Annotated in this window: 15 protein-coding genes; 2 read left to right on the forward strand and 13 right to left on the reverse strand. The window is 61.8% G+C overall.

What is annotated here, in order from left to right; genetic code table 11:
- Window positions 1-21: 21 nt before the first annotated feature.
- The 4 genes from fusA to DVDV_RS07370 form a co-directional block, all read right to left on the reverse strand.
- Window positions 22-2,094, reverse strand: a complete 2,073-nt coding sequence (gene fusA, locus DVDV_RS07355; RefSeq protein WP_075354042.1) for an elongation factor G — start codon at window positions 2,092-2,094, stop codon at window positions 22-24.
- Window positions 2,095-2,113: 19 nt separating this feature from the next.
- Window positions 2,114-2,584 (reverse strand): 30S ribosomal protein S7, encoded by a 471-nt coding sequence (gene rpsG, locus DVDV_RS07360; protein ID WP_043633088.1) that lies wholly within the window; start codon window positions 2,582-2,584, stop codon window positions 2,114-2,116.
- A gap of 21 nt (window positions 2,585-2,605) precedes the next feature.
- Complete coding sequence (gene rpsL, locus DVDV_RS07365) at window positions 2,606-2,977, reverse strand: 30S ribosomal protein S12 (RefSeq protein WP_006918780.1); 372 nt, start codon at window positions 2,975-2,977, stop codon at window positions 2,606-2,608.
- A 170-nt stretch (window positions 2,978-3,147) separates the two neighbouring features.
- Window positions 3,148-3,765: a hypothetical protein gene (locus DVDV_RS07370; RefSeq protein WP_075354043.1), complete on the reverse strand. Its 618-nt coding sequence runs from the start codon at window positions 3,763-3,765 to the stop codon at window positions 3,148-3,150.
- 310 nt (window positions 3,766-4,075) lie between these two features.
- On the opposite strand from DVDV_RS07370, the gene DVDV_RS07375 reads away from it, so the two are divergent.
- Window positions 4,076-4,360, forward strand: a complete 285-nt coding sequence (locus tag DVDV_RS07375) for a hypothetical protein (protein ID WP_075354044.1) — start codon at window positions 4,076-4,078, stop codon at window positions 4,358-4,360.
- 79 nt (window positions 4,361-4,439) lie between these two features.
- On the opposite strand, the gene DVDV_RS07380 is transcribed toward DVDV_RS07375, so the two are convergent.
- The 8 genes from DVDV_RS07380 to ald all read right to left on the reverse strand — a co-directional run bounded on the left by DVDV_RS07380 (window position 4,440) and on the right by ald (window position 12,504).
- A complete protein-coding gene (locus DVDV_RS07380) occupies window positions 4,440-4,832 on the reverse strand; it encodes a diacylglycerol kinase (RefSeq protein ID WP_075354045.1) in 393 nt (130 codons plus the stop codon).
- 284 nt (window positions 4,833-5,116) lie between these two features.
- Window positions 5,117-6,229, reverse strand: coding sequence for a hypothetical protein (locus DVDV_RS07385; RefSeq protein ID WP_075354046.1), 1,113 nt, complete (start codon window positions 6,227-6,229; stop codon window positions 5,117-5,119).
- Between the two features lie 223 nt (window positions 6,230-6,452).
- On the reverse strand, window positions 6,453-7,181 hold the full coding sequence (locus tag DVDV_RS07390) for an ABC transporter ATP-binding protein (RefSeq protein WP_043633079.1): 729 nt from the start codon (window positions 7,179-7,181) through the stop codon (window positions 6,453-6,455).
- The gene (locus DVDV_RS07395) at window positions 7,181-7,948 is read right to left on the reverse strand and encodes an ABC transporter ATP-binding protein (RefSeq protein ID WP_075354047.1); all 768 of its coding nucleotides are present in this window, start codon (window positions 7,946-7,948) and stop codon (window positions 7,181-7,183) included. The genes DVDV_RS07390 and DVDV_RS07395 overlap by 1 nt, the downstream gene beginning before the upstream one ends.
- Before the next feature lie 3 nt (window positions 7,949-7,951).
- The gene (locus tag DVDV_RS07400) at window positions 7,952-9,031 is read right to left on the reverse strand and encodes a branched-chain amino acid ABC transporter permease (protein WP_075354048.1); all 1,080 of its coding nucleotides are present in this window, start codon (window positions 9,029-9,031) and stop codon (window positions 7,952-7,954) included.
- Window positions 9,032-9,052: 21 nt separating this feature from the next.
- Entirely contained in the window at window positions 9,053-9,976 is a 924-nt protein-coding gene (locus DVDV_RS07405; RefSeq protein ID WP_075354049.1) for a branched-chain amino acid ABC transporter permease, read from the reverse strand.
- An 86-nt stretch (window positions 9,977-10,062) separates the two neighbouring features.
- Window positions 10,063-11,229 (reverse strand): ABC transporter substrate-binding protein, encoded by a 1,167-nt coding sequence (locus tag DVDV_RS07410; RefSeq protein WP_075354050.1) that lies wholly within the window; start codon window positions 11,227-11,229, stop codon window positions 10,063-10,065.
- Window positions 11,230-11,397: 168 nt separating this feature from the next.
- Entirely contained in the window at window positions 11,398-12,504 is a 1,107-nt protein-coding gene (ald, locus tag DVDV_RS07415; protein ID WP_075354051.1) for an alanine dehydrogenase, read from the reverse strand.
- Between the two features lie 228 nt (window positions 12,505-12,732).
- Between ald and purU the strand changes: the two genes are divergently transcribed.
- On the forward strand, window positions 12,733-13,590 hold the full coding sequence (purU, locus tag DVDV_RS07420) for a formyltetrahydrofolate deformylase (protein ID WP_075354052.1): 858 nt from the start codon (window positions 12,733-12,735) through the stop codon (window positions 13,588-13,590).
- Between the two features lie 208 nt (window positions 13,591-13,798).
- Here the strand turns inward: purU and DVDV_RS07425 are convergent.
- A partial coding sequence (locus DVDV_RS07425) for a nucleoside recognition domain-containing protein (protein WP_139311551.1) occupies window positions 13,799-14,528 on the reverse strand: 730 nt, incomplete at its 5' end.

Consider the following 14,528-nt stretch of genomic DNA (forward strand, 5'->3'; position numbering starts at 1 on the left):
TCGCCCGAAACGCTGCGGGCGTTATTTCTTCTTCATTATCTCTTCGGCCAGACTGGCCGGAACACGCTCATAATGGTCAAAGATCATGGTGAAGGTGGCGCGGCCCTGGGATTTGGAACGCAAATCCGTGGCGTAGCCGAACATGGCGGACAGGGGGACATTGGCCGTAATGACCTGGGCCCCGGCCCGTGATTCCATGCGGGCGATGCGTCCGCGCCGTCCGTTTAAGTCACCCATGATGTCGCCCATGTATTCGTCGGGCGTGACCACTTCAACCGCCATGATCGGTTCCAACAGCACAGGCGAGGCCTTGCTCACAGCTTCCTTGAAGCACTGGGAGCCGCAGATGAAAAACGCCTGTTCCGAGGAGTCCACTTCGTGGAAGGAACCGAAAACCAGCTTGACCCGAATGTCCACCAGGGGGAATCCGGCCATCACGCCGCCTTTGAGGGCATTCTGAATGCCCTTGTCAACGGCCGGGATGTATTCCTTGGGGATGATGCCGCCCGTGATGTCGTTGACGAATTCGTAGCCGCCGTCTTCCTTCGGCTCGATTTCGAGAACGACGTGGCCGTACTGGCCGCGACCGCCGGTCTGCTTGACGTAGCGCAGATCGTTTTTGACCGCCTTGGTGATGGTCTCGCGGTAGGCAACCTGGGGCTGGCCGACGTTGGCGTTGACGCCGAATTCGCGCATGAGGCGGTCGACGATGATTTCCAGGTGCAGCTCGCCCATGCCGGCGATCAGGGTCTGCCCGGATTCTTCATCGGACTTCACACGGAACGACGGGTCTTCCTTGGTCAGCTTGCCCAGCGCCTGGGACAGGGCATCGCGGTCGGCCTTGGTCTTGGGCTCGATGGCAACTTCGATGACCGGCTCGGGGATGTCGAGGGACTCCAGGGCGACGGGGCGGTTTTCCGCACACAGGGTGTCGCCGGTGGAGGTGATCTTCATGCCCACGGCCGCCACGATGTCGCCGGCTTCCGCGCACTTTATCTCTTCGCGCTTGTTGGCGTGCATCTTGAGCAGACGGCCGACGCGTTCCTTTTTGCCGGTGTTGGCATTAAGGACGGTCATGCCGGACTCAATGGTGCCGGAATACAGGCGCAGGAAGGTCAGGTGACCGATAAACGGATCGCTCATGAGCTTAAACGCCAGAGCGGCCAGGGGCAGCTTGGGGTCGCATGGGCACTCGATGGGCGTTTCCTTGTGGTCGGGATCGTAGCCGACCATGGCCGGGATGTCCGACGGCGAGGGCAGGAAATCGACCACGGCATCGAGCAGGGGCTGCACGCCCTTGTTCTTGAATGCCGAGCCGCACAGCACCGGGCAGATCGACAGGGCAATGGTGGCCTTGCGAATGCCGGCGATGATTTCCTCCGGGGTCAGCTCTTCCCCGGCCAGATACTTTTCCATCAAGGTTTCGTCTTCTTCGGCAATGGCCTCGAGCATCTGCAGGCGCCACTCTTCGTAGAGATCCAGCATGTTCTCGGGGATTTCGCCGGTGACGTATTCCTTGCCCTGGGTGGCATCGTCAAAGATCAGGGCCTTGCCGTGGATCATGTCGATGACGCCAAGGAAGTTGTCTTCGGAACCGATGGGCAGCTGCAACGGCACGGGCTTGGCGCCCAGGCGGTCGCGGATCATATCCACACAGCGGAAGAAGTCGGCGCCGGTGCGGTCCATCTTGTTGACGAAACTCATGCGCGGAACGCGATACCGCTCGGCCTGACGCCAAACCGTTTCCGTCTGCGGTTCGACGCCGGCAACGGCGTCGAAGACGGCCACAGCGCCGTCAAGGACGCGAAGGGAACGCTCGACCTCGATGGTGAAATCCACGTGGCCGGGCGTATCGATGATGTTGATGCGGTGATCGCGCCAGTAGCAGGTGGTGGCAGCGGAAGTGATGGTAATTCCGCGCTCCTGTTCCTGAACCATCCAGTCCATGGTGGCCTGGCCGTCATGCACTTCGCCAATTTTGTGCGACACCCCGGTGTAAAAAAGAATACGTTCCGTGGTGGTCGTCTTTCCGGCGTCAATATGGGCCATGATGCCGATATTGCGCTGCCGCTCTATGGGTACGGTCCGAGACACGACGATATCCTTTAGGCGACTACCACCGGTAATGGGCGAACGCTTTGTTAGCGTCGGCCATGCGGTGCGTATCCTCTTTCTTTTTCACGGCGCCGCCGCGATTATTATAGGCGTCCAGAAGCTCGCCCGACAATTTGTCTGCCATGCCCTTTTCGCCGCGGGCCCGGGCCTGATTGATCAGCCAACGCAGAGCCAGGGTGACCTGGCGTTCGGGGCGCACTTCCATGGGAACCTGGTAGGTGGCGCCGCCGACCCGGCGGGGCTTGACTTCCATGTGCGGCTTGACGTTGCCGATGGCCTTTTCAAAAGCCTTCAGCGGATCTTCGCCGGACTTGTCGGCCAGAACGTCCACGGCCTGGTAAAACAGGTTTTCGGCCACGCCTTTTTTCCCATCGTGCATGAGCCGATTGATGAACTTGGTCATCAGATGGCTGCCGTACTTGGGATCGGGCAGCACAGACCTTTTGGAAACTGGACCTTTACGCGGCATACGCGTCTCCTTGCACCGAAATTACTTGGGTCGCTTGGCGCCGTACTTGGAACGGCTCTGGCGGCGATCAGACACGCCGGACGTATCGAGCGTTCCACGGATGATATGGTACCGAACACCGGGAAGATCTTTTACGCGGCCGCCCCGGATCATAACTACCGAGTGCTCTTGCAGGTTGTGGCCTTCGCCCGGGATGTAGGAAGTCACCTCGATACCGTTGGTCAGGCGCACACGGGCGACCTTACGCAAGGCCGAGTTCGGCTTTTTGGGCGTGGTGGTGTACACACGGGTGCACACGCCCCGGCGCTGCGGGCAGGCCTGCAGGGCCGGCGTCTTGCGCCGCTTGGACACTTTAGCCCGTTCCTTGCGGATGAGCTGGTTGATCGTGGGCATAGCCGTCTCCGTTCGAAAAATCGTAGTGTATGGCAAAGACAGAGGCCTATAGACCCACTGACACGCTATGTCAAGCCGCAATGGGGTTGGCCTCGGAAAAAAACTGACCCCCCCACCCGGTGCGGGCGGGAGGGTCTTATCCTCTACACGAGTTTGAAACGCTTGTCAGCCTAGAATGTGATCCGAATTCCGGCGTGACCACCCCAGGCGTCCAGGCCATGGTTGTCAAAGCCGATGCGCTGGTAGCGGCCGGTCAGCTCGAAAGCCACGTTCTGGGTCATGTTGACGGCAAAGCCGAGGTCGACGGGCAGGGTCGGGTTGCCGTAATTGCCGCGTCCACCGTTCTCATAGTAAGGGATACGGTCGCCGGAGAACAGGCCACCGATACCGGTGCCGATAAAGAACGCCGCCTTGTCAGTGTGCACCGGGTAGTACCGGATCAGGGCATTGGCGCCAAAGGCCCAGGGATTGGACGAATAACCGTCATCGCTGGCCACGGCGTAAATGAAGTTGGTCACCGGTCCGCGACGGTCGATCTTGCGCACGTCAAACGAATAGGCCAGGGCTTCCAGGCCGATCGACAGGCCGTCAGCGACGAAATAGCCGCCGCTGGCACCAAAGGTCATGATGGAATTCACCGACTTCTGGCCGGTTCCGTAATAGCCGAATTCCGGGGTCACATGCATCGTGCCTGCTTCGCCCATGGCGTTGGACGTGGCCGGCAGGGCCGCAAAGCCAATGCACAATGCCAACAGAAGCACCCAAATCTTATTAAACTGCGCGTACATGGCCTTCCTCCTTGCAAAAACATTGGTGTCCATAAAATTCCGTTGGCGCTGACAGCCACTCCCGTCCCGAGGCCCTCGGTCCTTCGGAAAAGACGCGCTGTCCGGTACATCATAAGACGCCTTCGGGCCTTGACCAGAGGTGGGATGACGGATTCTCCCCCAAGCGTCAATCCCGCCCGGCACTACTAAACCCCTTTTTAGCAAAGCCCGTGAACAGAAGCAAGAAATTGTCCCGTCATCCCCTTCTTGCCCCGGGCCCGGCCTTGGGCTAAGCTGCCCTGGCCCGACGCGTCAGCCATAGGAGGCGACCATGGACGACAAGGATCAGTTCGGGGTCAGCATGGAGCAGCAGCTGGCCGCCTACAAAGCCAAAATCGAGGCCGCCAGGGCCGAGGCCAAGGACAAGGGACAGGATTTTTTTGACCGCTGGTCCGGCGACCTCGAGCACCTCCTCGAAAAATACGACAAGGCCCGCTACAAGCTGACCTTGTTGCGCAAAGGCGGCGGCGATGCCCTGGTGGAGTTGCGCCATGGCGTTGAACACGCCCTGGCCGATCTCAAGGATGCCTTTTCCAAGGCCAAGGATAAATTCTAGCCCGGCCTGACTCCCACCCGGCGGGCCGCTTCAAGGCCCGCTCTTTTTGTGCGCCCTGATCCCACCCAAAGGGCCGGGGTCAGGGCGCCATCCAGACGCCGACCAACCGGCCGCCCTCCCAGACGAGCACCATGAACCAGAAAAGGATGGCAATGCCGGCTGCTGCCGCCGCCATATCCTTGATGGCCTTGATGCGCCGGTCCTCCTGGGTGACCAAAAAATCGCACAGCCCCTCCACGGCCGAATTGAGCAACTCGGCCGCAAGCATCTGGCCCGTGGCCACCAAGGTCAGCAGAAAATCCCGCCAGGCCCCGCTTAAGCCAAAGACCAGCAGCACAACCCCGGAAACCACCACTTTCCAGGCCACGCTGGCATCGTAGAGCACGGCAAAACGCAACCCGGACAGCACGACCCTGACTTTGCGCACCGGATGCCAGCCCGGCTCACCCGTGCCCAGAAACTTGTTGCGCATCCCCTCCCCCTTCGTTTCCGTCGCCTCCTCCCGGCTCGCATCAAAGGGCGCAGGCGACACGTTTCTGTAAACCAGCCAGACCGGCCGGGCAAGCCTCGGCCTGTTTTTCCGGGCGCGTCCTGCCATCCGGCCGGCTGGCAGGGCAAGGGCCTGGGACGCGACGCGCTGGCCCGGAACGGACTGAGCCGCCCCCCTCCCCTGCCGGCTCCCCCTGGCTCGGCCCAATAAAAAAGGCGGCCCGAAGACCGCCTTGACGTATCGCCCGGCAAAGGACCGGAAAACGGCTAGGCTTCCATGGACAGCCCGCTCCCTTCTCCCCCCAGGTTCATGGCGGCCTCCTGGGCGGCGTAGCGGCTGGTTCCATAGCGATTGGCGGCATACTGGCCAATAAGGCCCGACAACCCATCCTTGCTGCCCTCCGTGGCCCCGTAGGACTCCCCGTCGGCTGTCGAGGAGAACGGAATGTCCTTGACGCTCTGGCTGACGATATTTCCGTCGGCATCAGTCACCGTGGTGGTCTGCTCCATGCCCTTGGCTGTAAAGGCCGTGGTCACGGTGGTGGTCGTCTCTTCGCTGTCCGAACTTCCGGAAGCGCTGCTGGCGCTGTCTGACGAGCTCGATGACGCCGTGCCCGAACCGGAAGCCGTGGTCGAGGAATCGCTTGTGCTCGAGGCCACGGTCGTGGACGTGCTGGTGCTCACCAGGTTGCCGTCGGCGTCGTAGGACTCCGACTCGGTCATGCTCGTCCCGTCAGGGGCGTTGCGGGTCACGCTGTAGGTGGTGGAACCATCGGCGGCTGTCAGCTCAAGCCCTGACTCCAGGACGTTGCCGTTGGCGTCGGTCAGGGTGCTCGACACCGAGAACCCGCCGTCGTCGGTATTTTCGCCGGTGATGGTGCGGGTGGAGGTGTTGCCGCCCGGGTCGGTCATGGTGATGATCGAACTGAAACTGCCGTCGGCGTTTTGCGTGGTCTTTTCGGTGCCGACCACGTTGCCGTCGGCATCGGTCACGGTGACGGACCGGGACAGGCTGCCGTCGTCGTTTTGGGTCTCGCTTATCTCGCGGGTCAGGCCATCGCTGCCCTCCATGGGCGATGACATATCGCCGGCCTGGGTGGATGAACCCAGATCAGTCAGGGTGCCGGTCGACATGTCATAGGACAGCGAGCTGTTCCCGGACAACAGGGCCGTTAAAATGTCGTTGAAGGTACCGACACTGGACCCGGTGCTGCTGGTCGACCCGGAAGAAGTTGCCGACGAGGCATCGCTGGTCGTGTCGCTTAGGCCAAGCAGGCTGGAAATGGACGACTGGCTGCTGGCTGTCTGCTGGCCGTAGCTGGCCAGAAGCTGGCTGAGCCAACTGTTGGTGGTGTCTTGCCCTATGGATTGGACGCTCATGTCCTGGCCTCCTGGGGGCGGGAAAATTTTGCCGGGCGGTACGCTCCCCAGGCAACGTATGGCAAATGCCATGCCGTTTTTTGACCCAACACACTCTCATGTCGGGTAAAAACAGCCGACGCAATCAGTCGGCCGCAGGTTACACGCAACAATCGGGCCAGCCCCAAAAAAGCCCGGCCGGGAAATTCCCGGCCGGGCGCAGCGGCGTTCTCCGGGTGGCGGCTCAGCCGCCGAGATAGGCCTTTTTCACTTCCGGATCGTGCTTGAGTTCCTCGGCCGTGCCCGAGGTTTTGATCTCGCCGGTATCGAGCACGTAGCCGCGGTGGGCGAAATTGAGCGCCACCTTGGCGTTTTGTTCGATAAGGAGGATAGTCAGGCCCAGTTCGTTGAGTTTTTTGAGTGTGCGAAACATCTCGTACATCAGAAGCGGCGCCAGGCCCATGCTCGGTTCGTCGAGCAAAATGAAGTCGCACCCGGTCATGATGGCCCGGCCGACGGCCAGCATCTGCTGTTCGCCGCCGGAGAGCGATTCGCTGCGCTGTTTGCGCCGTTCGGACAGCCGGGGAAACAGCGACAGCACCCGGTCAAGGTCCCGAGCAATGATCTCGTCCCCGTCTTTGCGGGCGTAAGTGGCCAGCACCAGATTCTCCATGACCGTCAGGTTGCCGAAAATCCGCCGGCCCTCGGGGGACAGGTCCATATGGAGTTTTCGCACCACGTCATGGGGTTCCATGCCGAGGATGGATTTGCCCTCATACAGGATGTCGCCCTCCACCACCTTGGGGGCTTCGGGGGGCGGCAGACGCATGATGGACAAAAGGGTCGTGGTCTTGCCTGCACCGTTGGCCCCGATGAGTGTGACGATCTCCCCGCGGTTGACGTGGAAGGAGATGCCATGCAGGGCCTCGATGTTGCCGTACTTGACCCGGAGGTTTTTGACTTCGAGCAGCATCAGATTGTATCATCTCCCAGATAGGCTTTAATGACGTCGGGGTTGTTCTGGATGGCCGTCGGCGTGCCGTCGGCAATGGTGGCCCCGAAATCGATGACCTTGATCCACGAACACAGCGACATGACCACGTCCATCTGGTGTTCGATCATCCAGACTGCCAGCCCGTAATCCTTGTGGATATCGCCGACCAGCTTGATCAGTCCCTCGACGTCTGAGGAGTTGAGTCCGGCGGCCGGCTCGTCGAGCATGAGCAGGGCCGGCTTGATGGACAAGGCCCGGGCGATTTCCACCAGCCGCTGCACGCCGTAGGGCAGGTTCTTGGGCAGCTCATGCGCCACGTCGCGAAGGCCCAGGCGGGTGAGCACGTCCATGGCATGGTCTTCGATGTTGCGCTCGCTTTGCATGTAGCGCGGCGTGCGCAGGAAGCAGTCCCACAGGCCGTAGCCCAGGGCATGGTGCTGGGCGATGCGGATGTTGTCGAGCACGGTCATCTCGAACCACAGCCGGATGTTCTGGAAGGTGCGGGCGATGCCGCAGGAGGTCACCTGATGGGGTTTAAGGCCCTTGATGGACTGCCCCTTGAAGATGATCTCGCCGCGCGTGGGCTTGTAAAAGCCGCTGACAAGGTTGAACACCGTGGTCTTGCCCGCGCCGTTGGGACCGATCAGGGCCACCATCTGGCCCTGCTCCAGGGACACGGAAAACTCCGACACGGCGCACAGCCCGCCGAAGTACTGGGTCATTTCCTTAACGTCCAAAAGCGCCACGGCCTACCCCTTGAACTTGTAGAATTTACGGAGCCCCGGGAACACATCGGCCAGTTCGCGGCGTCCCATGATGCCTTCGGGCCGAAACTGCATGAGCAGCACCAGGAGCAGCGGAATCAGCACCCACTTCCAGACCTGCGTCACCTCGTAGGAATCCGGGATGATCGAGATATAGTGCAGGAAGGTGTTGATAAAGCCGAAGGCGTCGCGCAGGTATTCGATCAGAAGGGTCATGACGATGGCGGCCAGCACCGAGCCGGAGATCGAGCCCATGCCGCCGAGATAGACCATGACCATGATCTCGGTGGATTTTAAAATCGTAAACGTGCCCGGGTTGACGTAGCCGAGGATGTGGGCAAACAGCCCGCCGGCCAGGCCGGCCAGGCCGCAGGACACCATGAAGGCCACGAGTTTGACCCGGTCGGTATTCACACTCATGATCTCGGCGGCAATCTCGTCCTGGCAGATGGCGTCCACGCCCTTGCCAAAGGTCGAGTAGATGAAGCGGCGGATGAACCACACGGAAAAGACCGTGCCCAGGAACACCCAGATGAGGATCCAGGGCAGTTTGGCCGTGTCGTTCATGGCGTTCATGACGCCGCTCATGCCCATGAAGCCTCTGGCCCCGCCGATGGCCCCGATGTTCTCGATGGTGGATTTGACGATGTAGCTGGCGGCAATGGTGATAATCGCCAGATAATCGCCGCGGGTTTTAAAGGATGGGATGGCCACGAGCAGGCCCACCACCGAGGCGGCCAGGGACCCGGCCAGAAGGACCAGCGGGAAAAGCCACACCGCCAGATCCGGCGACAGGAGCGGGTCGCCAAAGACCGAGCTTTTGGTGAAAAGGGCCACGGAAATAAGCGAGGAAACGTAGGCCCCGACGGCCATGAAGCCGGCGTGGCCGCAGGAGAACTCGCCCATGTTGCCGTTTATGATGTTAAGGCTTGTGGCCAGGATGATATTGACGCCCATAAACATCAGCACGGACTGCCAATAGGAGTTCAGGATCCCGGTCATCGAGACCCACAGCAGCACCCCGAACAGGACGGCCAGCAGGGCGGGAACAGTCAAACGCTTCATGCGGTATCCCCCTTTCCGGCCTTAGATTTTTGTCCGACGGGCGACGCCGAAAAGCCCGGTCGGCCGAATGGACAGGATGAGCAGCAAAATGGAAAACGCGATCAGATCGCGGTAGGTGGACGGGAAAAAGGCCACGACCATGATCTCCACGAATCCCAGCAGAAATCCCCCGGCAAAGGCCCCGGCAATGGACCCGATGCCGCCGACGACCGCCGCGATAAAGGCTTTCCAGCCAATGAGCGCCCCCATGTAGGGGTCGATGACCGGGTAGGTCATGGCGAAGAAAAGCCCGGCCAGTCCTGCAAAGCCCGAACCCAGGACAAAGGTGAAGACGATGACCGTGTCGGCCGGAATGCCCATGAGCGGCACGGCGAAACGGTCATAGGAGATGGCCCGCATGGCCATGCCGATCTTGGTCCGGGTGACGATGAAATGGAGCAGGAGAAAGGACAGGATGGCCACGCCGATGACCATGAGCTTGAGGTTGGTCACGGTGACGCCGTAAAAATCGTACACCTGAATGGGAATCAGGGTGGGAAAACTTTTGCGGCTGGCGCCGAGCAGGGCCAGGTTGCCGTTTTCCAGGATCAGCCCGCACATAAGCGCCGTGATGACGACGTAGAGGCGGTTGACGCCTTTGCGCCGCAGCGGCCGGTAGGCGATGCGTTCGAGGGTCACGCCGACCACGGCGGTGAGGATCATGGTGAGCGGCACGGCCAGGGAGAGCACCATCCAGCCCGGCAGGCCGGAAATGGCTCCGTACTTGCCAAGAAGCACCATGCTCACAAAAAAGGCCAGATAGGCCCCGACCATGAAAATGTCGCCATGGGCGAAATTGATCAGCAGCAAAACGCCGTAGACCAGGCAATAGCCCAGGGCGATGAGGGAATAAAAACTCCCCCACTGCAGGGCGTTTAGGATGTTTTGCAGGAAACTTTGCAGCAACGCGGACCCCCTTGTGACGCAACGTTGGGGGCGCGCAGCCCGGGCCGGCCCGGGCTGCGCGCTGGATCAGATCGGAATCGATTGGCTTACGGGCACACGGACTTGTAGAAGGCGAACTTGCCGGCGTCGTCGATCTTGACGACCACGGCGCACTTGATGGGATCATGGTCGCCGGTGGCCGGGTAGGACATGTCGCCGGTGATGCCTTCAAACTTCTTGATGCCGGCCATGGCCTTCATGAGGCCTTCGCGGTCCTTGGCCATGTCGCCGGACAGGGCACCCATGGACTGGATGGCGGCCAGCATCAGGTTGGCGCTGTCCCAGGTGAGGGCGGCCACGTCGTCCGGGGTCTTCTTGTACTGGGTGGTGTAGGCGTCGATGAATTCCTTGGTCGCGCCCTTGGCGCCGGCGGCGGCGTAGTGGGTGACGAAGAAGAAGCCCTTGCAGGTGTCGCCGCAAAGGCCCATCAGGTCGCCGGAACCCCAGGAGTCGCTGCCGAGCACGGGCTTGTTAAAGCCGAGGGACTTGGCCTGCTGCACGATAAGCGGCACTTCGTTGTAGTACTGGGGCACGAACAGGACCTCGGCGCCGGACTTGGCGATGTTGGTCAGCTGGGCCGAAAAGTCGACGTCCTTGGTGGTAAAGGTCTCAAAGGCCACCACGGAGCCGGGTCCGTTGATCTTTTCGAAAGCGGCCTTGAAATCTTCGGCCAGTCCCTTGGGGTAGTCCGAAGCGATGTCGTAGAGGACCGCGGCCTTCTTGGCCTTGAATTCCTCGGTGGCGAACTTGGCGGCGGTGGGGCCCTGGAAGGTGTCCAGGAAGCAGCCGCGGAAGACGAAGGGCCGGCCCTTGGTGGTGTTGGGGTTGGTGGACCAGGGGGCCATCATGGGGGTCTTCAGCTCATTGGCGGCCTCGGCGGCGGGCACGGCCTGCTTGCTGGACTGGGGGCCGACCATGCCAAGCACGTTGTCCTGGGTGATCAGCTTACGGGTGGCGGACAGGGCGGATTCGGCCTTGGACTCGTTGTCCTCGTAGATGAACTCGACCTTGTAGCTCTTGTCCCCGACCTTGAGTCCGCCGGCATCATTGACTTTTTTCTTGAGCATCTCAGCGGCGTTCTTGGACGACTCGCCCACGTCCGGGATATCGCCGGTCAGCGGGATATTGAAGCCCAGTTTGATGGTGTCGGCCGCCAGAGCCGGCGCAGCCAGCCCGAGAACGCAAAAAAGGGCAATCAGCCAGGACCTTTTCATGCACGCCTCCTGTTTGCAGTCAATTTCAAGTACTTACACGGGTACTCTTAGTGCTGTGGCAATACCTCAACTTTCCCCCGAAGGGAATCCCCCGTTCCGGGTTATGCAACATTTTTGTGAAATTCCGGCAGCCCCAAATAGCAAGGAGCTGCCGGAACCATTGGAAATTTACGCCAAAACAGCGGCCAGGGGGGTGAGTTCCAGGCCAAAGGCCTCGGCCACGCCGGCATAGGTCAGCTTGCCGTCGACGGTGTTGAGTCCCGCGGCCAGGGCCGGGTCCAGGCGCAGCGCGCCAAGGCCGTTGGCCGCCAGCTTCAGGGCATAGGGCAGGGTCTGGTTGCACAGGGCGTAGGTGGAGGTGCGCGGCACGGCTCCCGGCATGTTGGCCACGCCATAGTGGACCACCCCGTCAATGACGTAGGTGGGGGCGGCATGGGTGGTGGCCTTTATGGTCTCCACGCAACCGCCCTGGTCCACGGCCACGTCCACGATGACCGAGCCTTCCTTCATGGTGGGCAGCATGTCCCGGGTGACCAGATGCGGGGCCTTGGCTCCGGGGATGAGCACCGCGCCGATGACCAGATCGGCGTAGGTGACGGCCTTGCGGATATTGGCCTCGTTGCTGGCCGAGGTCACGATGCGGCCCTGGTAGATGTCGTCGAGGTACTGGAGCCGGGCGTGGTTGACGTCAAGGACCGTCACCTGCGCGCCCATGCCCACGGCGATCTTGGCCGCATTGGAACCGACCACGCCGGCCCCGACCACCACCACCGAGGCCTGGGGCACGCCCGGCACGCCGCCAAGCAGCACGCCGCGTCCGCCCTGGGATTTTTCCAGGGCATGGGCCCCCACCTGGGGAGCCATGCGGCCAGCCACTTCGCTCATGGGCACGAGCAGCGGCAGGGTGCCGTCGCGGAGCTGCACCGTTTCGTAGGCCACGCCCGCGACGCCCGAAGCCAGCAGCGCATCGGTCAGCGCCCGGTCTGCCGCCAGATGGAGATAGGTGAAAAGAAGCAGGCCTTTGCGCAGATATTTATATTCGCAGGCAATAGGTTCCTTGACCTTGATGACCATGTCCGCGCCCCAGGCCTCGGCGGCGCCAACCAGTTTGGCCCCGGCAGCGGCATACTGCTCGTCGGTGAGTCCCGAGCCCAGGCCGGCCCCGGTTTCCACCAGCACGGCATGGCCGCGGCGGGCCAGGGTTTCCACCGCTCCCGGGGTCATGGCCACGCGATTTTCCAGGGTCTTAATTTCTTTTGGAATCCCGATGATCATAAAAGTACCTCGCAAAAAGCGTTTGGTAAGTTCGGCTTCCCTTCGGCCCTGGCGCGCTCGAAGCGGGGGCGCGCTCGCCCAGGCGGCCTTTCAGTAAAATAATTTGCGGCTTTTGACAATATTGTCCGAATAATATTTGGCGATACCGGTCTGGCCTCCGAAACCGTTCTGCGTTATGCCCTTTTTCCCGGTTTTCCCGGGCCAGACTCACTAAAAGGACACAAATCCATGGCCGCAACCGCCCGCCTGCGCATCACCTGCCCGGATCGACCCGGCATTGTTTCTGCTGTCACCACGTTTCTGTACACCCACGGGGCCAACATCATCGACCTGGACCAGCACTCCACCGACCCCGAGGGCGGCACCTTTTTCATGCGCCTGGAATTTTACACGCCCTATATGGATGTGTCCCGGTCCGCCCTGGAGGCCGCCTTCGGCGAGGTGGTGGGCAACCGGTTCGCCATGGACTGGCGGTTGTCGTACTCCGACGAACCCAAGCGCACGGCCGTCCTGGTCTCGCGCCACGACCACTGCCTGATGGAACTGCTGTGGCGCTACACCCGCCAGGAGCTGCCCTGTGAACTGGCCATGGTCATCGGCAACCACGAGGACCCGCGCGAGGCCGTGGAACGCTTCGGCGTGCCCTACCACTGCGTGCCGGTCGGCGACGGCGGCATGGCCGAGGCCGAAACCCGCATGGCCGAGCTGCTCGGCCCGGACATCGATCTCGTGGTGCTGGCCCGCTACATGCGCGTCCTGTCGGCCGATTTCCTGCGCCCCTACGACACCCGGGTGATCAATATCCACCACTCCTTCCTGCCGGCCTTTGTCGGGGCCGACCCCTACCGCCAGGCCCACGAAAAGGGTGTGAAGCTCATCGGGGCCACGGCCCACTACGTCACGGCCGAACTCGACGCCGGCCCGATCATCGAACAGGACACGGCCCGGGTGACCCACCGCCACAGCGTGGCCGACCTCAAGGGCATGGGCAGCGAACTGGAACGCACCGTACTGGCCCGGGCCGTCACCTGGCACCTCGAAGACCGGGTTATCGTTTTTGGCAACAAAACGGTTGTATTTCGTTAGGATAAAGGGAAAGGAGAAGGCAGAAGATGCCTCCGGCGGCCGGGGGATGATCCCCCCGGACCCCTGCAACGGGAGAAGTTTGGAAAGGGGGCTTGGCGCGGGCTGATCATCCGGTCGGTTGATGACAGGGGCAGCCGAAACGGAAAAAAGCGCCCGGGGAGCATCTCCCCGGGCGCTTTTTGCGTCGTTGGGCCGTCAGGTCGAAACGTCAGGCAAAAAGCCCGGCGATGCGGTAGACGGCCACGGCCATGATGAAGGCAAAGGTCATGGACCCAAAGACCGAGAAGGTGGCCCACTTCCAGTTGGTTTCCTTGGCAATGGCCACCACCGTGACCATGCAGGGCGTGTAGAGCAGCATGAAGGTGAAGACGCTTAGGATCGCCGGCAGGGTCCAGGCCGGGTCGGCGGCCAGACGTTCACTCAGCGACTCCGACTCCTCCGGGTCCACTTCGCCCATGGAATAGGCAGTGGCCATGGTGGAGACAAAGACCTCCTTGGCCGCGAACGCGCCGAGCAGGGCCACGTTGGCCTGCCAGGGGAAGCCGGCCTGGTCCGTGACCGGGCGCACGAATTCGCTTATCCGGCCGCCCACGGAGTATTTGAGGGCCTCCTCGGTCTGGACGTCGTCGATCTGCTTGGTGGCGTCCTCGGCCAGCGCCGTCAGCGACTCCTCGGTGGCCTCGGGATTGGCCGCCTTGACCTGCTCCACGGCCTGTTCGCGCTGGGCGTCAAACCCGGCCACGGTGGCCTCGGGCAGCTTGGGGAAGGTCATCACCGCCCACATGAGGATGGACACGGCCAGGATCACGGTGCCGGCCTTTTTGACGTACTGCCAGACCCGTTCCAGGGTGTGGGAGACCACGCCGCGCAGGGTGGGCAGGCGATAGGGCGGGATTTCCATGACAAAGGGCGTGGATTCCCCTTTGATCACGGTCCAG

The organism is Desulfovibrio sp. DV, assembly GCF_001936595.1.
GTDB lineage: Bacteria > Desulfobacterota > Desulfovibrionia > Desulfovibrionales > Desulfovibrionaceae > Solidesulfovibrio.